This is a genomic window from Paenibacillus sp. J22R98, assembly GCF_059383835.1.
In genome coordinates, this window is sequence record NZ_JBXENW010000007.1 from 91,725 (window position 1) to 112,637 (window position 20,913).

The window sequence follows — 20,913 nt, forward strand, 5'->3', positions numbered from 1 at the left end:
AGTAAGCCGCCTTTCTATTCGAGTTCCGCGATGCAAGACTTCATATAGGCAATCGAATTCGCAGTCGCTTCTGCAAGATTCCCCTTCGCGCCTGTACCTTCCTCATGCACCAGCTCGAAAGTCAGCCAGCCTTTATAGTTGATGTCGGAAGCGGCTTGCAGCACTTGTTTCATATCGATATCACCTACGCGCAGATCTTCGCTGTAGATGCGTCCGATTTGATTGCGGAAGTGGAAAGCATAAATCCGATCCGGATAAGCGCGAAGCAATTCCACAGGGTTCAAACCCGCAACATGCGCCCAACCGGTATCTACGCAAAGCCCAACGTCTTGGCTTGCGTACTCGATAACGGCACGCAGATCGCCTTCCGCATTGTGTTTGTCCGAAGCATGATTGTGCAAGCTGACTTTAAGACCAAGATCGCTGACGGCAGCCGCGATGCGGGACAAATTGTCGCCGATTTGCTTAAACTCTTCTTCCGTCTTCGCCTGCGGAGCATCCCAGCCGCCCTTCGGATCGGCATTAATAACCAGGTCTGTACCTCCTGCTTCAACTACGCGCTTGGCAACAGGGATAACTGTTTCTTCGATGTTCAACGTTTCGAACGGCTCATGCAGCTGCAAACCAACGTACGCACCGGAAATCGCTAATCCGAAGTGTTTGGCCAGTGCCACCATCTCCGGAGTCGGATCCAGTTCAAGCGCATTCATGCCCGCTTCCGCGCAGTTGCGGAAAATTTCTTCCATGGACGGATCTTTGCCATCCTTCCAATATTCACACTGGTAGCCGTATAGCCCCGTGGAGAAGCCTTTATTTGTAATCATGCTTATTTCCTCCTCAGCACAACTGCCTGTTGACTTGCAGCAGCATCATAAATCGATTGTAAACACAAGAAATTGAAGACAGCCTGCTCGTTCACGACCGCAGGAGACTGCTGTCCTTTTACTTTCTGGTAGAAGAAGTGAATCGGGTGATCCATATAACCGATCTGACCTTCGTATGGAATGGTATTTTCGTTAGTAATAACTTCACCATTCTTGTCCGATTTAACCAGAACTTGGTCCGTCTCGAAGTACGGCGACCATTTCACTGCGCCTTTCGTGCCTTCGATTTCAACCGTGTAATACGGTTCGCCATGCGTACAGGAAGCGCGCTCATACTGAACCCAGACCGATTTGCCGCTCGCCTGCTGGAATTTCAGCATAGCGCCGACATGTCCTTCGATGTCATACACAACATCCTTCGGATCAATGTCGGTTTCCGGCTTCGCAGTCCAAGCAGAAGCAACCTCAACGCTAACCGGCTGGAGCATATCATTCAGGAGCGTAAAGTCATAAGGCCCCCAGTCCATGACGATGCCGCCGGCAGCTTTCGATTTATCCAAGAACCAGCGGCTCTCAGGCTGATGCTCAATGCCGGGACGGCCGCGTTGACCGCGGAAAACGAACGAGATTTTGTAGACATCGCCAAGCTCGCCCGAATTCAAAATACGTTTCACTTCATCCGTCTTCGGCACCTGCAAGAAGCGAACACTGCAGCAGCCGAGCATGCGGTTATTCGCTTTCGCGATTTCAAGCAGTGCTTCTGCTTCCTCGCGATTCATCACAAGCGGTTTCTCGCAAAGCGTATGACGGCCGGACTCCAGCGCCATGCGCGACAATGGGAAATGCGTAAACGGAGGCGTGCCGACGATTACGATATCATCTTCACGAGGCTCCTCGTTCAGCATTTCTTTGGCATCGGCAAACGTCGTAACTTCCGGGAAACGTTCAGCGAAGCTCGCAAGCGCCGCTGGGTTCGGATCCGCTACTTTGATCTCAATGACTGCTTCGCCTTCGATCTTATAGATCGCTTCAGCGTGAGTCCGGTTAATGACACCTGCTCCAATTAGATAAAATCGCATGATTAAGAAAGTCCCCTTCCTATTCCCAAGGCATTGCTACTGGTTGGCCAATGCGGAAGTTACGGTATACTTCTTTTTCCTTAGCAGTCATCGCATCGTATGTTTCGCGCGGAATCGGAGTATGTGTGCTGGAATTGTACCAGTGGCGATTGAAGATCATAGCCAGGTTCGTACGACGATCGTCGGAACGGTTCGGCGTACCGCGGTGCCACATACGGATATCGCGGATAACGATGGAGCCTGCTGGCATGAACACTTTCTCCGAAAGCATACCTTCCGCTGCGCGAACGATATGCAGATTCGGGTTGATGCTGCCATCAAGCGTATCGTGGTTCGCATTGTCCGGATTCAGGTGCGTGCCGCCCGGCCAAATTTCAAGCGGACCGTTCACTTCGTTTACATCAACAAGCGGAATGTTCACAACAAGGCTGAACGCCGGAAGCGGAACAGTAAGCTCTGGGAACAAAGGCATGATATCGCAGTGTACCGCTTGATAATCAGAGCCTGGCATAGGCGTATCAGATGCAAAATATGAACAGTGGAAGCCTCTGCCGAGCACCTTCTCGATTACGCTCATTACAATCGGGTGAGCAATGACTTCGCTGTCATTGAACGGCGCCATGAAAGGCAGGAACATTTGCGCGCGGTTTGTACCTGTGTTGTAGCCGCGTTTTTCGATATATTCGTCGAAGATCGGATCGAATGAGTCACGAATTGTTTTGATTTTCTCGTCGCTCAGCACTTTCTCAAATAGAATATAGCCGTTAACTTTCACTTGCTCTGCTGCTGTCTCCAATGTTTCCGGGCTAAGCTGCCCACTTGCCAATTCTTGCTCTGTCAATTTGATTCTCATATCAATCGTCTCCTTTAGGTGTGTTGTATAAGATCAATGGCGTTAGCCAACGATTCCAATTTTATCCCTCGATTAGCATCGGCATCGGGAAGAACAGATATGCGGCGTTCGCAGGGAAGAGCGCTTCGTTTCGTGAAGAAGCAAACAATAATGGGTAATACCCGAAACGATGACAAGCATGGATGATTCAAAAGTGTGACTTGCGACGATGTCGTTCCCAGCACCCCTATAAATAATATACATGTTTTTTTCATTAAGTGAAACGTTTCGACAAACAGAAATTGAGACTGCCATAAATGATCTTAGTCAGCAGGTGTAAGGAAGTCGTTTAGTGCGGTGATTTTAAAGGCAATTTCACCAATGAGCGGCTATCAGCTACTGAAAGCGTTATCTTACTTCATAAATCAGATGTTGGCAACTGATGAGATGCAGCGAATAGAGAAGTCCACACTCCACGCACTCAACATCCCACGTTCTGCCTTCAACTATGTTCCGAAATTCTAACGAATCGTAGAGGCCTTATTCCGCCGAAATTCGGAGCCTGGAGATTCCAACGAATCGTACAGGTCTTATTTGGGGTAAATCAGCGCCATTTCACCCAAAAACCCCAAAATAGGGCTTCTACGATTCGTTAGAATTTTTTCGGAGCTATTTTGGTACAAATAAGCCCTCTATGATTCGTTAGAAGTTATCCACCTAATCCGCCGGGCGGCCGGGAAACAACACAAAAGACCATCCCCTATTCAGGATGGTCTTCGTTTTAAACATGATTAGTATTATAAGTGCTTTAGATCGCAGGCATCACGTTGCCGCCGCAAACGGGAATATAAGCTCCGGTAATGAATCCTGCCAGATCGGAAGACAGGTATGCGACTGTATTCGCAATATCCTGATCGGTTCCTCTGCGCTTCAACGCCACGCTTTTCTCATAAGCTTCATTGCGCTCCGTCCCGTTTGCACGGTCGCGGTCCGAAATGGTCCACCCCGGCGCCACTTGGTTAACCGTAATCTGATCTTTGCCAATTTCCTTAGCCAAAATCCGATAAACGCCGTCCATTCCCCGTTTCCCAGCCACATAAGCGGACTGGGTTTCGAAGTTTTGCATCGCGCATTCGGTGTTGATGCCAATGAAACGGCCGGCTTGTTTCTCAATCATGGCCGGTGCGAAAGCTTTTGCCAAATAGACGCTCTGCATGACGCAGGAATCAAACTGGCTGCGATAATCCTCCGGCGATTGCTCCAATACGGATGTCCATCCATATTGAATGACGGCGTTAGCGACCACGATATCAACATGGCCCAGCTCTGCATTCACTTTGTCTCTCATCGCAACAATGGAATCCAAATTCGTAATATCTGCTTGTACAATCGCAGCACGTCTGCCTGTGGCGATGATCTCCTTCTGCAGTTCTACGGCTTGTCCCTCATTACGATTGTAATGAATGGCAACATCCGCTCCGCAAGCTGCCAGCGTTCGAACCATAACTCGGCCCAGTTCGCCGGTTGCTCCGGTGACGAGCGCGGTGCGCCCGGTCAGATCAATTCCAATCATGATTGTGCCTCCTCTTCTTCCGGTAATGTAGCAGCTGCTGCATCAATTAGGCTGTCAAACAGATCATCGTCCTGCTCGATTGCGGCTTCAACCGCATTGATTTGCTCTTCGGAGCCGGGCTCTTTGGCGAAAAGCAGGCTGTAATCCCACGTTGTTCCGCGTAAGCTGTTCAGCTGAAGCGTAATTTCGTAGGGATGCTTATGGCCTTCAACCTCGAATTGGACGCTTCCTTTGTAGCCATTTTCCTTGTCGTGCGTCATAGCTGCTTGAATAATCGTAATGTTCATCGTTCGTTAACCTCCAAAATGGTGGACATGCTTCCGCAAGTAGGCACCTTCTCCTGTTCCAATGCCTTCCGGCGGAATGACTTGCCTAAATTATACCATGATCGCTGCAAAATGCGTAAAAACGGGCAGCCTCGACCGCCCGTTAGCATTCGTTGGTTCGTTATTCGATCCGTCCTGTCAGCAACGGCTCCGTTGTTTGACGCGACCAAGGCCCGTCATACGTAGGTTCATTCACATAGCGTGACATGACGAGTGAGAGTCGAATCGATGCACCCGGAAGCAATTCCACCTGCAGCCATTTGTTGTTTACCTGAACCGTTTGTTCTGCCTGATCCTCGGCGTCCAACACCGTTGCAGCTATAATGTTATGCTCTCCGAATGTTCCGCCTTGAATGACCACCGTATGCGAATCGAACATCGACGTATTCACCAGATGCAGCATGGCGGAATCGTCACCCAGTTGTTCGACCAGCGCTGCCGTATCTTGCGGAAGTCCCACTCGCTTGCGGTCCCCATCGAAATAACGGAACCTGCCGTGCTGGAAACCGCCATGCGAAATATGCATCGGTCCACCAAGCGTCAGCTGCACAAGGCTTTCCATATAGACCGGACACAGCTCCTGCCAAATATGGATGCTGGAGAAATCATCATCATTGTACGATGCCGACCACTGCGCCGGATCACCCATTGGAGAATCCATCCGGTCCAGCTGCTTCATAATCAATTTGAAATTGGCATCCAGTATGCGATCCGGATAATCCGGCAGCTCGCCATTCATATAGCGGAACCAAGGCTCCGTATTACTGATAAAATGTTTCGTATCACGCCCGGTCAGCGCATCCTTGCCGGATACGTTCGGGATCACCACTTCATCCCAGTTGTAGCTCTTCGGAATGCGATTAATGCGCTCGAGATCTTCTTCCGCCATCGAAACCGTCCATAGATAAATGGGATACCGAACACTTGCTTCACGGAAATCCGCCCAGCCTGCATCAAAATGCTTATAAGGCACGACCGTCCTGCCATCCTCCGACTGCTTGCGAAGCGACCAGTTCAAATCGATTTGCCTGCGCGCTAATCCGAGCTGTTCCATATCGCCTGTAAGCAGAACCGCGTTCATTGTTGCATTCGTGATCGGCTCAATGACTGTCATGTACCCGTGAGGCCAGCGATAGCCGTAGTAGCCGCCCCACCATTTGCCGTCGTTGTACTCCCCGATTTCGTCATTCAAGCCTACGTTATCCGGAATCAGCCCTCCGTTGCGTTCTGCCCGCTCACACCAAGCCGCCAAATAGTCGAGCACCCATTGCTTATATTTGTCATCGGCTGTGTGCATGAACGCATTCGCCACAAGTCCGGTAGCATTTAAGTTGAGCGGGACGTCACCGCGGTTCATGCGCTCATTCATCATCGCAAGCAGATGGCCGTAGATCGTATCGTCACTCCACTTACATTTGCGCGATGCAAAATCCACGCCCGGAATATCTTCATACGGCGCTAAATAGTTATCCAGAATGCCCCGATGGGTAGACCAGTCCTCTGCGGACGCGATAAAACGCGGTCCTTTGCTGCCATTGAGGGGAGAACGAATAAGCTTCTTCTCCTTATCGTAGTTCAGCGCTTCCGCATCATCACCGGTATACATGTTCGCGAATCGCACGGCGCGCTGCCGATCTTTCAAGAGTGCAGGTCCGGAGAGTCCCAGAAAATAAAAATATAAATACCCTTCGCCGTGATGCATCCAATCATAATAAGCGTCAAACTCCCGATGAATCTGTCCGTATTCCGTCCATTGGAAGGTAATCCCTTCCCATATTCGGCGGGATGCCTCATGCAGGAAATCGTCGCCGCCTAATGCGTGAAGCAGCGCCAAGTTCATGAAGCCCTCGTACGGATCGTCAGAGCCGTCCATTCCCGGCCAATCATTTCGCCAAATGAGCGTACCGTCCGGCCTTGTATATTTCTCGATAAAACGTTTTGCCGACTCGTTCAGCAGGTCGAATAATTGCCGCTGCTTCACGGCCCAAGCAGGTGCGGTGCTGCGACTCGCTGCTTTCAGACTTGTTTGCAGGGGAAGCGGAAGTTGAAGTGGACTCAAACTCACTTGAAACACATCCTTCTTATGAATTTATGTGATTCATGCTACGGCAGAGATTCATTTAGTCCTTGGTGTTCCCTAGTGTAAACCCGCCTTCTATCGGGATAATCGCTCCGTTTACCCATGAAGACGCCTGGCTGACGAGAAACGCGACAGCGCTTGCAATTTGCTCCGGCTTTCCTACATGGGGATCGTCATAACTCCGCTCTGCCGCTTGCTTCGCTGCTTCAGGATCGCCGAGCTTTTGCTGCAGCCACTGCTCTAGAAGAGGCGTTGCGACGCCGGCCGGAAGCAAGGCATTAAACCTTACCCCCTCCTTGCGCAGCTCAAATGCCAGTCCGCGTGTCATATGGTTTAAAGCTGCTTTCATCGTGTCATAGACGAGATTGTCATGCGCATTGATTTCTCCGTTTATCGAGCTTACATTGACGACAGCACCTTGCGACTCTCGCAAATAAGGCAGCGCCTCCTGAATCAGAAAAAAACCTGCCTTCACATTGACAGCAAACAGCCGGTCCCAATCTTGATGGGTCACGTCAGCTAGCGGCTTGCTGCAGACCAGCGCGGCATTATTAACAACGATATCAAGCCGTCCCCATTGCGTAATCGCAGCCTGCACCAGTTTACCCGGCACCGAAGGATCGCTGAGATCCGCTTGCACGAACAACGCTTCTCCGCCTTGTCGGATAATCTCCGATACAACCTTCGATCCTCTTTCTTGATCTCTGCCGGTAACCAGTACTCTGGCGCCATGTTCAGCTAGCTTATAGGCCGTTGCTTCGCCGATCCCGCTCGTTGAGCCCGTAATAATCGCTACCTGGTTATGTAAGTTCATCATAGCTCTGCTTCACCCTGCTCCTTAGGATGCTAGATTTCCCCGCCACTGCGAATGATGACGTTCAATATATTTTGCCTGGAGTACGCCAGATGTTTCGTGACAGCCTCCTTCGCCGCTTGAAAGTCTCGTGCCCGAAGCGCTTCATAGATAGACAGATGCTGGCGAAAAGCAAGCATCATCATCTCGTCCGTCACATGCGGCTCGCCAAGATTCAAGTAACGGTAATGCATCAGCGATTTGTAAATCTCCACATTTTTGCGATTGCCGCTCATCCGGACAAGCTCCAAATGAAACATCAGGTCAAAGTTGGATTGCAATTCAATGTTGATGCCGTTGCCTTCCGCAATGGATGCAGCAGCATGGTCAACGAGTGCATCCAATGCACCGAATTTGGAGGCAAGCGCTTCTTCATCCATGGCGCTCAGCTGATCAATGGTCCATAAATCGATCATCAGCCGACTGTTCATGATGTCGTTGACATTATCCACCAATACGGGATTAACGAAAGTCCCTACTTTGGATACCGTGCGGACAAGCCCCTCCATCTCAAGCCGGTTCAGTGCATCGCGAATCGGAGTACGACTGACGCCAAGCTGTTTAGCCAACTCCGGAATAAGCAGCTTTTCATTTGCACCGAAATGCCTGGCTAGAATACGCTCCTTAAGCACTTGATAGGTTTGATCCCAAATATTACTGACATCCAGTTTCGCTAACGGCTGCGGTGGAAGCTGACTTGAGGACACGCTGCTAACCTCCTACTTTCTCTATGTGATCATTCTTGTTGTATGTTGTATACAACAATATAGTAATGAAGCTGGATAAATCCGTCAATCCTTTTCTTTCGTAGTGAGATGAGATTCTACTAGAATAGAAAACCCGGAAAGCAGCATGGTGCCTCTCCGGGTTTTCTCGTTTATGACCGTAAAATTTGCGTACTATTAGCTCCCATCATTTCCCCGGAAATATACGACTAATTTTTCGAGTCCTATCTGTCGAACCAGTCCTGGATTAAGTGATCGATATCGTTCTGTGCTCAGCAGCACTCTCATAGACAGAGAAAGCCAAACGAAGCGTAATCAAGTTATCCTCTCCGCTGGTTTGGAACGGTTCGCCGCTTGCTAAGCAGGCAATATAATGCGACTGCAGCCGGAAATGACTCTCTTCGTGATCGAGTGTTGTCTCCTCTTTCACTACTCGCTCCGAAGCTCCGTCCTTGGAAACGATGGTGATTTTCCCGTCAGTATACATTTTCAAGCTTCCGAGGCTGCCATCAATGATAAATTGCTCCAGGTGGACAGCTCTAACTTGCTCGCCAAGCTCACGGTCCAGCCTCTGCCTTGTCGCCCAGCTCATATCCATTAATCCATAGAACCCGTCATGCCCAAGGATGACGATGCCGCTGTCTTCCCCAATAATATGTTCGCTGACCCGCGTTAGTTCTGCCGTCAATCGCTGCGGTGTCCCAAATAGAAACCGCCATGTATCAAACCAATGCACGCCCATTTCGTAGAAAAGCAGCTTGGGCATCGTGCGGAAGAACGGCTGTGGCAGTTCAGCTCCCGGCTCCATGCGCGGGGTGTAATAATCCGTATGAATGTATCTTGCAACATGCAGCTTGCCTAGCTCGCCGCTGTCGATGACCGCTTTGATCGTTTGAAAAGGCTCCAGCCAGCGCCAATTCTCCGTAACCATCAGTCTCACGCCGTTGCGCTCTGCAAGTGAAACCATCTCTTCTGCTTCTTCCATTGTAGGCGCAAACGGCTTTTGGCACATGATATGCTTGCCTGCCTGCGCGGCTTTCCGAACGAATTCAACATGCGTTTCAGCGCCCGTGACGATATCAATAATGTCTAAATCCGCATGAGCGAGCATATCGTCGATATGGCTGTACAATTGATCGGAAGAAATGTTGTATTTTTCCGCAGCCTTCATCAGCTTCTCCGGTGAGCGGTTGCAAAGCGCTGTTATTTGAACGCCCGGAATTCGGCTCCACGCCTGCAGATGTTTATCCGACCAGAAGCCGGTACCGATTAGTCCAACCTTCCACATGCAGCTATCTCCCTTTCTATGGCGATGGATTATTTCAAGGCCGGCTTCTCGTCAAGATGCAGCATGAGACGCAGCACTTCGTCTAATGATTCCTTCGTAAACACTTGCTTCCAGTCCGGTTTGAAAATCTTATCGTAGCCGTAATTGATCGCAATCTTCGCCGCATCGGAGAACGGATTCACATTATTGAATGCAATCGCCAGCGGAATCTGGATATGACCCAGCATAAACGATCTGGCTGCAGCCTCCGGCACGCCCATGCGGATAACTTCATCCATCGCTTCTTTCATAATGCAAGCGGCCGCTGCCGCAACTACTTCTGCCGCCGCAGGCTCAAGCAGCGCCATATGCTCTACCGTTATGCGGTGACATTGCGTGACCGGCGCAAACATGCGAATGCAAATCTGCTCCGCGATCTTAAAATTCGCCTCGCTGCCTTGCTGAAGCGCTATGACGATATCCTGCTTCGCCGCAATGCCGCCGAACATGTCTTTGCGCGCTTCCGGTGAATCCTGCTCTTCGAACAAAGCCGGATGGCATGGATGCGTAACGACAAACGTACAATCATCGCGCAGTGCGACTTGATTCGCATAGGCTGCTGCAGGATCAAGTAGAATGACGGTCGCACCGGGCTTTAACTGTGAAACGATCTTTTCGCTTAGCGGCCCGATTACCGCATCCGGTACAGCGAGGATGATGAAGTCAGCTGCAGCGAGCGCTTCGTCGTTTGGCGTGATGGACAATCCTCGTTCGGCGATACGGGCGATTCCATGCTCAGCTTGCTCACATAGAAGCAGCCGATAATCCGTTTGCTTCAAATTATCCGTAATCCGGCAGCCCATCTTTCCCCCGGCGCCAAGTACGGCAATCGTGATGTCATTGGGTTGTATACTCATGCATCCTGCTCCTTATTAATAGAATAAGTGTTGTTGGAACTAGCATAACTGAACGACAATGGACATTCAATACAAAATGTATACAATACATATATATTTATTGCCGTCCTAGAAAATTCCTGTTATTCTAAGTTCACAAATGCTAGGGAGGAATCTGTGTGAGACTTGGACTTAGCTCTTTCACTGTTACTTGGTCGATCGGCATTCCCGGCTATGAGCGGCCGGCTGAACCGCTTACGCACGAAGGACTTATCAAACTTACGCGAAGCAGCGGTCTCGATCTCGTGCAAATCGCGGACAATCTGCCGCTCCACCCGCTTTCGTCAGAAGAGCTGTTGCAGTTGAAGCAAGTCGCTGACGAACAGAACGTCTCGATCGAAGTTGGCACACGGGGAACGGAACCCGCACTGCTGTTGACTTATCTAGCCATCGCTCGGACACTGCGATCCCCTATTGTGCGAACGATCATTACAACTCCAGATCTGGCTGTCGCCGAACAACAGCTGCGCGAGGTGCTCCCTGCCTTCGAAGCAGAGAACATTGCGCTTGCCATTGAAAATCATGGGTTGCATACGACGCAGCAACTGGTACAATTATTTGAGAGCTTGAACCATCCTCTTGTAGGCTGCTGCTTGGATACGGTGAATTCTTTTGGCGCGCTGGAGAGTCCGGATGTCGTCATTAAACGGTTAGTACCCTATCTGGTCAACCTGCATATTAAAGATTTTGATATTAAACGGGTGGACCACCAGCTCGGCTTTACGATCCTCGGCGCACCTGCCGGAGCAGGCCGGCTCGATTATGAGCTCCTGCGCGCAACGATTCGGGAGCATGACAAAACATCCGCCACGGCTATACTTGAATTATGGACGCCATTCACGGAGTCTGTGGAGCAGACGGCTGCACGCGAACGAAGCTGGATGGCGCAATCGATCGCGTATTTGAAATCCATTCATTTTATAGAAGAAAAGGATACTGACTATGGCAACCGTAACATTGAAAGAGAAAGCGTATGAACAGCTTCGCGCTTATATATTAGAAGGAACGATTAATGCCAATGATCAGCTGACGGAGAAATATTTGGTGGAGCTGCTCCAGATGAGCCGCACCCCGATTCGTTCCGCTCTGGAGAAGCTGGCTGCGGAAGGGCTGCTTAACATTGCGCCTAACAAAGGGCTGAGCCTTCCCGAATTGTCGCTGCAGCGAGTGGCGGATTTCTTCGATTTTCGAATCGCACTGGAAGGTCATATTGTGCAAAAGCTGGCGAATCGCAAGCTTCCTCAGGATGAGATCGCTTGGTTCCGCGCTAATTTACACATTCAGGAGCAGACCGCCGCGCAGCATGACTACCTGGCCTTCACGCATGCGGATTCCGAATTCCATCGCCGTCTCGCCATCGTCTACGACAATACCGAGATGGTGCAGATGATGGACAATTTGCAGGACCGGCTGTTCCAGATGGCACTGAAGGTGCTACGTAAGGACACGAATCGAATCGGGATGTCCTATCGCGATCATTTGGAAATCTTCGAGCTCATTCTCGAAGGCAACGCCGAAGAAGCGAGTCGGCGCATGGTCGAGCATCTCGCATACGGGGCTCGGATATTAGTGTTGTAGTGGATAAGAGCTGCTTCCGTCATCGTTAAGATGGTGGGGGCGGCTTTTTCTATTGATATTGCGCGAAGAGAGGTACTGAGTTCCTCTCATTGGTGGGCATTGTTAGTTTGGGGGCTAAAGAGAGGGACTGGGTTCCTCTCTTGGGCGTGCATTGTTCATTTGGAGCTAATGAGAGGTACTAGGCTCCTCTCTTGAGCGTGTAGTGTTAGTTTGGGTCTAGAGAGGTACTGGTTTCCTCTCTTTAGCAGAAATGCGAGGAAATAATGTAATGTAGCTCACCTCGAGATCTACATTGGCCAAGGCAGGCTGTACGTCAGTTTATTGATGATTCTCCTGCCTTATTTATGTTGCTAACCACGGACATGCGCCAATACGGGCAGGCTGTACGGCTCATATCATAGACCAGCAGTATGTCAGAAGGAGGCATCGGGGCCATGTTCTGCTGGATCGGCAAAGTCATCATCGTGAAGAACAATGGTACCGTCCTGTTCGGCGATGCCAATATTTTACCGGAGTTCGGTGAGAATGCTAAGGCCGAGGAAGAAGTAGACGAAGAGCTGGACGGCGAAGATATCGTCGTCGATGAAGAAGTTAACGCGAACCGACGAAAGTCGAAGAAAGGCAAAAAGTCTGCGTCTGCCGTAGGCAAAAAGAAACCCAAGAAACGCTGAGAGTCAGCAATGTCTTGGGTTTGAGCTACGTTTCAGGCACTGGGTTAAGCTACATTTTGTTTGGCCAAGTGTTGGGCCGTTTGTTTGTCTTTGTGTTTGTGTTTGTGTTTGTCTTTGTGTTTGTCTTTGTGTTTGTCTTTGTGTTTGTGTTTGTCTTTGTGTTGGTCTTTGTGTTGGTCTTTGTGTTGGTCTTTGTGTTGGTCTTTGTGTTGGTCTTTGTGTTTGTCTTTGTGTTTGTCTTTGTGTTTGTCTTTGTCTTTGTGTTTGTGAGTGTGTTCGGCCGTGTGTCGTGCTGCCGTGTTAATTATTCCGCCAAAGTTTGGACTATAATGTGTGTCATGTTCCACTCAAACAAGCGACCAATCAAACACGAGGCCAAGCGATCGATATCGCTGCTCGGCTAAATCTTCATAGACTGCAGCCGCTTCCTTCGGTGAAACGACTTCGTACAAGCCATCTACCCTCACCTTACCGGCAGCCAGCCATCGCAGCGCCCCTGCAAGATTCGTGAAAATACCGGGTTCCACCGCGCTTCCGGCATGCGTTGGAATATCCCACTCCCAGCCGCTGCGCAGTACGACATAGTTGTAGAAAACAAGCTGCAGCAGCTCATGCGCATACGCTTCAGTCTGTCGTCTCCATGGTACGCCTACCATGACGACCTCGCCGTTCTTGCCAACCATGCGGCAGCCGTCGAGTACAGCCTGCTCATGCCCCGAGCATTCCACGACGATTGCGAATTTCCCTCTCTGAGCAGGATCATCCACAGGCGGCAGACTGGCTATCATTGCTCCGGCACCATCAGCACCATTTGAACCACCACCGAAACTACCGGCTGCAGCTTCCCGCTTCCACGAAACCGGATCATACGCCGTAACGGAATAACCGCTCGCCGCGAATAGCTGCGCCGCCATATTACCGACCAAACCCAGCCCGCTGACCATCACCTGCTGCGGCGGTCTTGCCTTGGTCGTCGATAGCGTCGACATGCTAACGCTCATCATTCTCGCGAACACGGCCTCCGCCGGGGACAAACCCTCCGGCAGCAGCAAAGCTTCCTTCTCGCTTACACGCTGCACGGAGCGATGCGGCCCCATGCAGAAAGCCAGATCGCCGGGCTTGAAAGCTTGAACTTCACTGCCAACTTCCTGCACACGAAACACAGCAGCATACCCCGGAATGCTTGTGAAATCTGCCCGCCCCAGATACAAAGCGAGCTCAGTTCCCGTACTAATTAACGTGAACAAGGTTTCACCCATAATCTCGTTCTCTTGCAGCGGATCTGCTCCGCGATCCATCGACTGAAGCGCGATTTGGCGAACGCCTGTTAGGACAAGCCCAATATCCTGCCGATTTGTTGTCGTTGTCATCCCCACTTCACCCCGATCGAATCCGCGGTTGCTCGAATATAGTCAGCAGCCTGTCGGTATTCCGAGTCACTATCCAAATGCTCCAGCATGAGCGGCACATCACGGTCCAGCTTCGCTAATTGGCGAAGATACTGGCCATAATCCAGCTTCCCAAGCCCCGGACGCGTTTCGTCCAAATGGACCATCATCGACGAGCCGAGTACAATATCTTTGGCATGACAGCTGCGTATATAAGGACCAAGCTTGGTGAAACACTCCTCGATCAAAGCTCCGTTTCGATAAAACAGCTGCGGACTAGTGACAATGTTGACGGGGTCCAAATGTACTGCAAATGCCTGCCGATCAATCGCCTTAATAAGCTGCAAATAACTCTCCACAGTATCGGGATACATCCAAGGCATCATTTCCAGCGTATAATACGTGCGTTCCGGTTTCACGTGATCGATAATTCCGCGAACGGTTTCAACAATCAACTCGAAGGTGTCCGCTGTCAAATTCGCCGGATCATGTCCATCCCACTGCTCGCCTAGCGAACCGGCGATATTGACGCAACAGCGCGCCCCCGCAAGTTCGGCCGTCGCCAGCTTCTTCTTGCAGTAGCGGATTGCCTGCTCCCGTACCTCTGGGTCTTGGCTTAACGGGTTGCTCCATGCCCCCGCTTCTGCAATAACAATGTCCGCCTTAGCTGCAGCGCGGACGTAATCCTCGATTTGTGCCGCATCATCCACATCCGGAAAATAAGCAGCCGTATAACCGCGCTCCGCATGTGCAGCTATCCAACGTTCCGGATCAAGCGTTTCCCTAGTCAGAATTGGGCCTCCAAGCCTCATGAGGGATCATTCCTCTCTGTCATATTTTGCCTACTGCAAATATTCCTTGGTCACAACCCGAAATCCTTCCCATGCCACCGCCATTAACAGCAAAAAAAACAGCAGAAACGGCAATCCACTCCCCGCTCCTGCTGCTTGTTCCATCCTTCTACTTCGCGATATCGATCACAACCATCTGGTGACATTCCAGACGATCTAAGGTATACGTCAACTTTCCATCTTCGTGCACGAACGGCAGCGTTGTCAGCTGTGGAGCCAAGTAAACGTTCTTCACCTCTTCTTGCAATTGGAGCGAAACCTTCGTATCCAATACTGGCACAATATCTTCAATAATCTCAATCCCATTCCCGCGTTTGACCGGTGTCACATACAGCAAATGGTTAATGTAGCGGCTCTCTGCCGGCTGCTGCTGCAGCGTCACAATGCCTTGCGCAGGCAAGGAGGTTGCGATCGTTTTCCTGTCGCCCAGCAATTTATTAAGGGCGTAGAGCACCGTTTCCCTCAGGATCAGGCTGCCTTTCGTCCCGTAATCCTCGAAGACATTCCAAGCGATATAGATGCCATCCGGCCCTTCCACCATGCCGGGTCCACCGTCGCCGCGCGAGCTTGGCGTATGTTGATGCGAGCAGAATGTAAACACATCCCGATTGAAATAAGGATCTTCCCGTCGTCCAAGCACAGCAATGCCGGCTCCATCTTCAAGCTCAATACGCTGACCTTTGCCATAGAAAATAAATGCAGCCTTGCCGAGGCTCTGAACCTCAAACGCAGGACGGAAATAATCCGGCTGAAAGCCGTTCTCGCCCAGCCATTTCACGCCGAATTCGAGGCCAAACCCGCTGCCGTCTTCCTTCAAGCCTGAACGCCCAGTTGCCAGAACCTTACCGCCGTTATCCAGATAGCGCTTAAGACTTGCAGCTAACTGACTGCTCAGCACCACTTCATCAGGCAAAATAATGACTTTATAGCCGGAGAAGTCCGCTTCCATATCGATAACATCGAACAGAACTTTACCTTCCAGCAGCATCCTTACCGCACCGGCATCGGAATGCCCCGTGAAATCCACCTGCCCCGTCGTCTTGTGAACGCCGACAGCCTCAAGAGAGAGCAAGGCAACATCGGCCACATTCACGGTATCCGTGCACCAAGCTTCCTTCTGCTCCACTTCGCGGTAGGCATGACCAATCAGCTCATAAGTCGCTTCATCCATAACACCGTCCGGATGGAGCTGATCGCCGATCGAACAGCGAGCACCGTTTGCAATGCTGAGAGCGGTCTCATAACGCAGCGCGTTTGGATGCTTATAGCCGCCGAATTCCCCCCATGACGTATGGAACTTACCGGTCATGCCCAGATAAGGCATGCCAAGCGTCTGCGAATAGCGCGCCGACAATGGGAAATGATCGTAGCCCCAGCCGCCGGTAGGCAGCGATTCCAGCTCCAGATGTGTGTTCAGCTGTGCCAAGTCGCGCCGGCCGCGGCGAATATGGCCGCCATTTTGGAAAATAGGCATCCCCGGCTTTAAGCCATGGATCAGCTCCTTCACCGCTCTCCCATAATGCGCATAGGTGCGTTCGCCAAGCGCCAGCACATCTTCCGCATTGCGCGGGTCTTTGCCTTCGCGGCGCAGATCCGCCACGCAATATTGGCAGTAGCACTGACGGACGCCTACGATATCCAGGAAGATGCCGTCTGCATCATACCCTCGAACAACCTCTTCGATCTGCTTCAGCAGCATCTCTAGATAAGGCGAGTTCATACAGAACTCATGATAACCGGGCTGCATGAAGTTCTTGACCCAGCTCGTTTTATCCTCCTGGTCTCGGAACAGCCACTCGGGATGGCGTCTGGCCATCTTCTCATCGAGCCCTGCGGAAATATAGACAGGCGTCTTGACGCCAATTTCATGCGCAGCTTCAATCATCGCACCGAGCAAATCGAACGCCAAACCCGGGTGGCGCTCATTCGCCTCGCTCGGGTGGTAAGCCCAGCCATGATGGCATTTGGAGAACACTGTAATGGAATCGACATGGCCTTTGCGCAGCATCTCTTGGAACTGCCCCTTGGAGAATTGACTGCCAATGCCCGGAATTGCCTCTGAGGTATGAAAATCAAGATGAACCTGTCTAAACCGCATACGCTTCGCCCCTATCCTCGTAGTCAATCTTTCTTCACTATTACATAGTCATTGCACAGGAGGATAGAGATGGAATAGACTTGTTATAGCATAAAATCGACCAAACAGGAGAGATTCCTCCACGATGGAATGTTTGCAGCTTCCCATCCCGCCGCTTCCGCAATTCGTAACCATCGGCCATTCCATATGGCGACCGGGAAACCAGCATTTCAAGCGTAATTTCCCGATGTATGACATGCTGCTGGTGATCAAAGGCGCCATTTATATCACGGAAGATGAGCAGCCCTATTCGGCAGGTGCGGGTGATCTGCTGCTGCTCGAGCCCGGTCGCACCCACGTCGGTCATCGCCCTTGTGAGGAGGATACCGAGATTTATTGGATTCATTTCTATCACCCGCTGCCTGCGGCCTCGCTGAGCAGCCAACAAATCTCATGGTCTTCCATTCTTGAACCGGGAACCGATGCCGATTTCCTGCCGCGCAGACAATCCTTATTTTTACCTAAATGGGCGAACATCGACCCAAAGCCGCTGCTGCCCGTTCTTCGCGAAATGCTGTCGATTCAGCACAAGCTGAATTTGGAAAATGCCGCGCGTCTGCATGGTCTGCTCGCTCGGTTGCTGGAGCAGCTGCAACAGCTAACGATAGAATCGACGAAGCCCTCGCGTTCACTTACACTGAGCCGCCAGCTGGAGGATTTCTTGACCCGCTTCATCAAGGAACCGTTTCATTCGGCTTCGCTAGAGGAGCAGTTTCATTTTAACGCTGAATATCTGGCACGCTGTTTAAAGAAACATACCGGCAAGACACCTGTCCAATACGTCCGTTATCTGAAGATTGAAGAAGCCAAGCGGCTTCTCGCAGCTAGCGAGCTGCCTGTTCCGGTCATAGCCGAGGCCATCGGCATGGAAGATTATAATTATTTCATTCGCATGTTCAGGGAAACGACCGGCCAAACGCCGGGAGATTACCGTAGATCGCGGCAAGGATTAAGCTGAGTGCAGGACATTTCGTTTACGAGGAGAATGTATGTAAGAGAGAATATTCCAATAAAGCGAGGGATGATGGTGGAAGCTAATTTATTGCTCGATCAACTGCCGGCACAGACAATGCAGTGGTTGAATGAACCGAGTCATTCGGGGCGCGGCGAGAACGGCGAGCTCATTATTGAGGCCCCGGCGAATGCTGACTTCTATCAGGATCCGGCAGGCAAACACATAGTCAGCTCCGCACCATACCTGTATAGACCGGTTAGCGGGTCCTTCGTGCTGACGACCAGACTGAGTGCCGTCATGACGCACAAATACGACTCCGGCTGTCTGATGCTGATGGTTGACGACCGCAATTGGGCGAAGCTTTGCTTCGAATATAACGGCGAATACCCCACTATCGTGTCTGTTGTCACAAAGGATGGCAGCTCCGACGACTGCAATTCCGAGCGGGTCGATGTAGAGACGCCGTACTTGCGAATAACACGAGACGGGAATTGCATCTCCTTCCACTATTCGGCGGACGGTGAGCTGTGGCGGCAAATCCGGTATTTTGGCATGAATCTTCCTTCTACATGCTTGGCAGGCGTAGTCGCGCAGTCTCCGCAAGGGACAGGCTGCCTCGTGAAGATTGACGAACTCACCCTAGCCCAATAGCGCTCTTATACCATCGATACACTACTGTGCACGATTATTAAGGGAACGCTTATCGCGCAAATCAAACTGCTGCATCTCATGCCCCCTCGTCCGGAACGAGTGGGCTTGGGGCTTGGAAGCTTTTGAACCACGTCTTCAAGATTGACAGCTGCGAACGATAGACTCCGATCAGCTCTCCAAGCCAAGCCATTCCCGCTCCAGCACTCGCTCAATCTCATAGATGATATATTCTTTCAGCACACCGCCGCGATGCATCTGAATCGTGTTATCCGTAGGTTGATTCTCCCACTTGAGTTGTCGCAGCTTATTCTAACGTCATTTGCCCTTTGACCTGCCTATTCCAAATATGAATACCTGGAGTGAGCGAACTCATGATTGAGAAAATAACTGAAATCAATCGATTCTTCGAGAGCTATCAGACAGAAATTATTCACAACTGGATTCATCGGTTGGAACAATCGTATCCCAATCAATACGATATCCCTCAACTTCAAGAACAAGGCAAGCGCTACATCACTCTGATCTCCGATATCCAGATCCCGATTGAGGAGCATCCGATATTTGCTGAATATCGAACCTGGTGTGACTTGCTGTTTAATAAAGGGATTCCTATTGACCATATTTTGAAAAGCTCGTTATTTTTCCGGGAAGCGTTTCTCGAGAAAATATCGATTTTCCAAGTCGAAGCTTCTCAGCTTACCGAGATTATCTCAACCATCATCTCGAGGATAGATGCCTTCCAAGCGACGGTTTACACCTATTTCTTCGATCATGCACGCGGGAAAATGGAACTGCAGGATAAACTAATCGAGGATATTCATGCGGACAAGCTCAACTTAATCGGCAAAATGGCATCCAGCATGGCCCATGAGATTCGCAATCCTTTAACGTCCATCAAAGGTTTCCTCGTATTAATTCGCAAATCGCTTCCACCCGACTCGCTTGGCAGCATCGAGAAATATCTAGACATCATTGATAATGAATTCCGTAATATCGAAATGCAAGTCACCGGCTTTCTCAGCTTCTCCCGAAAGCCGATCGCAGATGAGCAGCGCATCCTCATGCCACTGCATGAGGTCATTGAGAAAACACTTCTCCTCGTCAATCCGCTGCTGTTGAATGAGAATATCGAGCTCTCATTGAAGCTGCAGGATGATCTGCAAGTGGAGGTCCAGAACCTTGCCATTATTCAGGTGTTCTCGAATCTGCTGAATAATGCAATTGACGCGCTGCGTGAAACCGATATCCATCATCGCAAAATTACGGTTCTCACCTTTGCTGACGGTGCACATATCTACATCCGCTTCATTAATACCGGCCCGGAGATTCCGACTGACATTCATGCTACCTTATTCGATCCATTCGTCACGAGCAAATCAGACGGTACCGGACTTGGCCTTGCCATATGCAAGCAAATCGTGGAACGAAATAACGGCACCATCACGTTCGAAACGAATCGTAAAGAAACTACGTTTACGCTGCGGTTTCCGGCACTTCTCGAATAGCCCTCAAGTCAAGCAAGCAGTAAGAAGCCTCCTGTACGCAACCGATATGGTTCGCTCAGGAGGCTCTATTTAGATAAAGTGCCAGGTCATTTATGGGTTGTTTCCCATTCCGATCTCAACAGCCCGTATACCAGGTGGTCGTAATACTCGCCTTTGTTATACTCCGCTGCTCTAATGCTTCCTTCTTGTACAAATCCAAGCCGCAATGGGATCGCTTTACTCCTCCCATTATCCACTCTTACTCGAACCTCGATTCGGTTTAGTTCCAGATCATGAAAGATATAATGGAGGATCTTCTTGCAAGCCTCCGTCATAAATCCCTTCCCTTGAAAATCCGCATCCAACCAATAGCCGATCGAAGTCTTCCTATGCTTCCAGTTAATATCCTGGACGCTAATATTGCCGATGTAGCGATCTTGATAGATGATCCCGCACGAAACGCCGTTGTTTCCGGCGAATCTCTTCAGCTCATATTCGATGTATAGCTTCACTTCATCCACACTACTCGTCGTGAGCGCCCAAGGCAGAAACTCGCCAATATGTTCTCGGTTCTTCTTAATCACATCGAAGATTTCATCGGCGTGATGGAGCTGCAAGATTTGTAATTTCAAGTCCGCGTTTATCGTGAAGCTGAACAAGGATTCACGCTCCTTCGAAATCGA

General features: G+C 50.5%; 20 protein-coding genes. 6 read left to right on the forward strand and 14 right to left on the reverse strand.

The window, feature by feature from the left end; translation table 11 throughout:
• Positions 1–14 precede the first annotated feature (14 nt).
• The 10 genes from AC50Y3_RS19845 to AC50Y3_RS19890 all read right to left on the reverse strand — a co-directional run bounded on the left by AC50Y3_RS19845 (position 15) and on the right by AC50Y3_RS19890 (position 10,476).
• On the reverse strand, positions 15–824 hold the full coding sequence (locus tag AC50Y3_RS19845) for a sugar phosphate isomerase/epimerase family protein (RefSeq protein ID WP_494820457.1): 810 nt from the start codon (positions 822–824) through the stop codon (positions 15–17).
• A 2-nt stretch (positions 825–826) separates the two neighbouring features.
• A complete protein-coding gene (locus tag AC50Y3_RS19850; protein ID WP_494820458.1) occupies positions 827–1,903 on the reverse strand; it encodes a Gfo/Idh/MocA family protein in 1,077 nt (358 codons plus the stop codon).
• Between the two features lie 19 nt (positions 1,904–1,922).
• Positions 1,923–2,756, reverse strand: coding sequence for a phytanoyl-CoA dioxygenase family protein (locus AC50Y3_RS19855; RefSeq protein ID WP_494820459.1), 834 nt, complete (start codon positions 2,754–2,756; stop codon positions 1,923–1,925).
• Between the two features lie 787 nt (positions 2,757–3,543).
• Positions 3,544–4,308, reverse strand: a complete 765-nt coding sequence (locus AC50Y3_RS19860) for an SDR family NAD(P)-dependent oxidoreductase (RefSeq protein WP_494820460.1) — start codon at positions 4,306–4,308, stop codon at positions 3,544–3,546.
• Entirely contained in the window at positions 4,305–4,595 is a 291-nt protein-coding gene (locus AC50Y3_RS19865) for a hypothetical protein (RefSeq protein WP_494820461.1), read from the reverse strand. The genes AC50Y3_RS19860 and AC50Y3_RS19865 overlap by 4 nt, the downstream gene beginning before the upstream one ends.
• Before the next feature lie 160 nt (positions 4,596–4,755).
• Positions 4,756–6,699: a DUF8034 domain-containing protein gene (locus AC50Y3_RS19870; RefSeq protein ID WP_494820462.1), complete on the reverse strand. Its 1,944-nt coding sequence runs from the start codon at positions 6,697–6,699 to the stop codon at positions 4,756–4,758.
• A gap of 55 nt (positions 6,700–6,754) precedes the next feature.
• Entirely contained in the window at positions 6,755–7,531 is a 777-nt protein-coding gene (locus tag AC50Y3_RS19875; protein ID WP_494820463.1) for an SDR family NAD(P)-dependent oxidoreductase, read from the reverse strand.
• A 29-nt stretch (positions 7,532–7,560) separates the two neighbouring features.
• The gene (locus AC50Y3_RS19880) at positions 7,561–8,274 is read right to left on the reverse strand and encodes a GntR family transcriptional regulator (RefSeq protein WP_494820464.1); all 714 of its coding nucleotides are present in this window, start codon (positions 8,272–8,274) and stop codon (positions 7,561–7,563) included.
• 265 nt (positions 8,275–8,539) lie between these two features.
• The gene (locus tag AC50Y3_RS19885) at positions 8,540–9,580 is read right to left on the reverse strand and encodes a Gfo/Idh/MocA family protein (protein WP_494820465.1); all 1,041 of its coding nucleotides are present in this window, start codon (positions 9,578–9,580) and stop codon (positions 8,540–8,542) included.
• Positions 9,581–9,609: 29 nt separating this feature from the next.
• Positions 9,610–10,476 carry a phosphogluconate dehydrogenase C-terminal domain-containing protein gene (locus AC50Y3_RS19890; protein WP_494820466.1) on the reverse strand — a complete coding sequence of 289 codons (867 nt, stop codon included), beginning with the start codon at positions 10,474–10,476 and terminating at the stop codon, positions 9,610–9,612.
• A 158-nt stretch (positions 10,477–10,634) separates the two neighbouring features.
• Between AC50Y3_RS19890 and AC50Y3_RS19895 the strand changes: the two genes are divergently transcribed.
• The 3 genes from AC50Y3_RS19895 (at position 10,635) to AC50Y3_RS19905 (ending at position 12,764) form a co-directional block, all read left to right on the forward strand.
• On the forward strand, positions 10,635–11,492 hold the full coding sequence (locus tag AC50Y3_RS19895; protein ID WP_494820467.1) for a sugar phosphate isomerase/epimerase family protein: 858 nt from the start codon (positions 10,635–10,637) through the stop codon (positions 11,490–11,492).
• Positions 11,458–12,093: a GntR family transcriptional regulator gene (locus AC50Y3_RS19900; protein WP_494820468.1), complete on the forward strand. Its 636-nt coding sequence runs from the start codon at positions 11,458–11,460 to the stop codon at positions 12,091–12,093. The genes AC50Y3_RS19895 and AC50Y3_RS19900 overlap by 35 nt, the downstream gene beginning before the upstream one ends.
• 434 nt (positions 12,094–12,527) lie before the next feature.
• Positions 12,528–12,764, forward strand: coding sequence for a hypothetical protein (locus AC50Y3_RS19905; RefSeq protein ID WP_494820469.1), 237 nt, complete (start codon positions 12,528–12,530; stop codon positions 12,762–12,764).
• Between the two features lie 347 nt (positions 12,765–13,111).
• Here AC50Y3_RS19905 and AC50Y3_RS19910 read toward each other — a convergent pair whose 3' ends face one another.
• The 3 genes from AC50Y3_RS19910 to AC50Y3_RS19920 all read right to left on the reverse strand — a co-directional run bounded on the left by AC50Y3_RS19910 (position 13,112) and on the right by AC50Y3_RS19920 (position 17,101).
• A complete protein-coding gene (locus tag AC50Y3_RS19910; protein WP_494820470.1) occupies positions 13,112–14,134 on the reverse strand; it encodes a zinc-dependent alcohol dehydrogenase in 1,023 nt (340 codons plus the stop codon).
• Positions 14,131–14,964, reverse strand: coding sequence for a sugar phosphate isomerase/epimerase family protein (locus tag AC50Y3_RS19915; protein ID WP_494820471.1), 834 nt, complete (start codon positions 14,962–14,964; stop codon positions 14,131–14,133). The genes AC50Y3_RS19910 and AC50Y3_RS19915 overlap by 4 nt, the downstream gene beginning before the upstream one ends.
• Before the next feature lie 148 nt (positions 14,965–15,112).
• On the reverse strand, positions 15,113–17,101 hold the full coding sequence (locus AC50Y3_RS19920; RefSeq protein WP_494820472.1) for a beta-galactosidase trimerization domain-containing protein: 1,989 nt from the start codon (positions 17,099–17,101) through the stop codon (positions 15,113–15,115).
• Positions 17,102–17,225: 124 nt separating this feature from the next.
• Here AC50Y3_RS19920 and AC50Y3_RS19925 point away from each other — a divergent pair, with 124 nt between their 5' ends.
• From AC50Y3_RS19925 to AC50Y3_RS19935, 3 genes are all read left to right on the forward strand, one after another.
• The gene (locus AC50Y3_RS19925; protein WP_494820473.1) at positions 17,226–18,098 is read left to right on the forward strand and encodes a helix-turn-helix domain-containing protein; all 873 of its coding nucleotides are present in this window, start codon (positions 17,226–17,228) and stop codon (positions 18,096–18,098) included.
• 66 nt (positions 18,099–18,164) lie between these two features.
• Entirely contained in the window at positions 18,165–18,746 is a 582-nt protein-coding gene (locus AC50Y3_RS19930) for a DUF1349 domain-containing protein (RefSeq protein WP_494820706.1), read from the forward strand.
• Positions 18,747–19,117: 371 nt separating this feature from the next.
• Positions 19,118–20,251, forward strand: a complete 1,134-nt coding sequence (locus tag AC50Y3_RS19935) for a sensor histidine kinase (protein ID WP_494820474.1) — start codon at positions 19,118–19,120, stop codon at positions 20,249–20,251.
• 86 nt (positions 20,252–20,337) lie between these two features.
• Here the strand turns inward: AC50Y3_RS19935 and AC50Y3_RS19940 are convergent, their stop codons facing one another.
• Positions 20,338–20,889 carry a GNAT family N-acetyltransferase gene (locus AC50Y3_RS19940; RefSeq protein ID WP_494820475.1) on the reverse strand — a complete coding sequence of 184 codons (552 nt, stop codon included), beginning with the start codon at positions 20,887–20,889 and terminating at the stop codon, positions 20,338–20,340.
• Between the last annotated feature and the right edge of the window lie 24 nt (positions 20,890–20,913).

Coding starts and splice junctions, on each gene's coding strand:
- AC50Y3_RS19845 (WP_494820457.1), bottom strand. CDS start 824: ATGATTACAAATAAAGGCTTCTCCACGGGGCTATACGGCTACCAGTGT.
- AC50Y3_RS19850 (WP_494820458.1), bottom strand. CDS start 1,903: ATGCGATTTTATCTAATTGGAGCAGGTGTCATTAACCGGACTCACGCT.
- AC50Y3_RS19855 (WP_494820459.1), bottom strand. CDS start 2,756: ATGAGAATCAAATTGACAGAGCAAGAATTGGCAAGTGGGCAGCTTAGC.
- AC50Y3_RS19860 (WP_494820460.1), bottom strand. CDS start 4,308: ATGATTGGAATTGATCTGACCGGGCGCACCGCGCTCGTCACCGGAGCA.
- AC50Y3_RS19865 (WP_494820461.1), bottom strand. CDS start 4,595: ATGAACATTACGATTATTCAAGCAGCTATGACGCACGACAAGGAAAAT.
- AC50Y3_RS19875 (WP_494820463.1), bottom strand. CDS start 7,531: ATGATGAACTTACATAACCAGGTAGCGATTATTACGGGCTCAACGAGC.
- AC50Y3_RS19885 (WP_494820465.1), bottom strand. CDS start 9,580: ATGTGGAAGGTTGGACTAATCGGTACCGGCTTCTGGTCGGATAAACAT.
- AC50Y3_RS19890 (WP_494820466.1), bottom strand. CDS start 10,476: ATGAGTATACAACCCAATGACATCACGATTGCCGTACTTGGCGCCGGG.
- AC50Y3_RS19900 (WP_494820468.1), top strand. CDS start 11,458: ATGGCAACCGTAACATTGAAAGAGAAAGCGTATGAACAGCTTCGCGCT.
- AC50Y3_RS19905 (WP_494820469.1), top strand. CDS start 12,528: ATGTTCTGCTGGATCGGCAAAGTCATCATCGTGAAGAACAATGGTACC.
- AC50Y3_RS19910 (WP_494820470.1), bottom strand. CDS start 14,134: ATGACAACGACAACAAATCGGCAGGATATTGGGCTTGTCCTAACAGGC.
- AC50Y3_RS19915 (WP_494820471.1), bottom strand. CDS start 14,964: ATGAGGCTTGGAGGCCCAATTCTGACTAGGGAAACGCTTGATCCGGAA.
- AC50Y3_RS19920 (WP_494820472.1), bottom strand. CDS start 17,101: ATGCGGTTTAGACAGGTTCATCTTGATTTTCATACCTCAGAGGCAATT.
- AC50Y3_RS19925 (WP_494820473.1), top strand. CDS start 17,226: ATGGAATGTTTGCAGCTTCCCATCCCGCCGCTTCCGCAATTCGTAACC.
- AC50Y3_RS19930 (WP_494820706.1), top strand. CDS start 18,165: ATGGTGGAAGCTAATTTATTGCTCGATCAACTGCCGGCACAGACAATG.
- AC50Y3_RS19935 (WP_494820474.1), top strand. CDS start 19,118: ATGATTGAGAAAATAACTGAAATCAATCGATTCTTCGAGAGCTATCAG.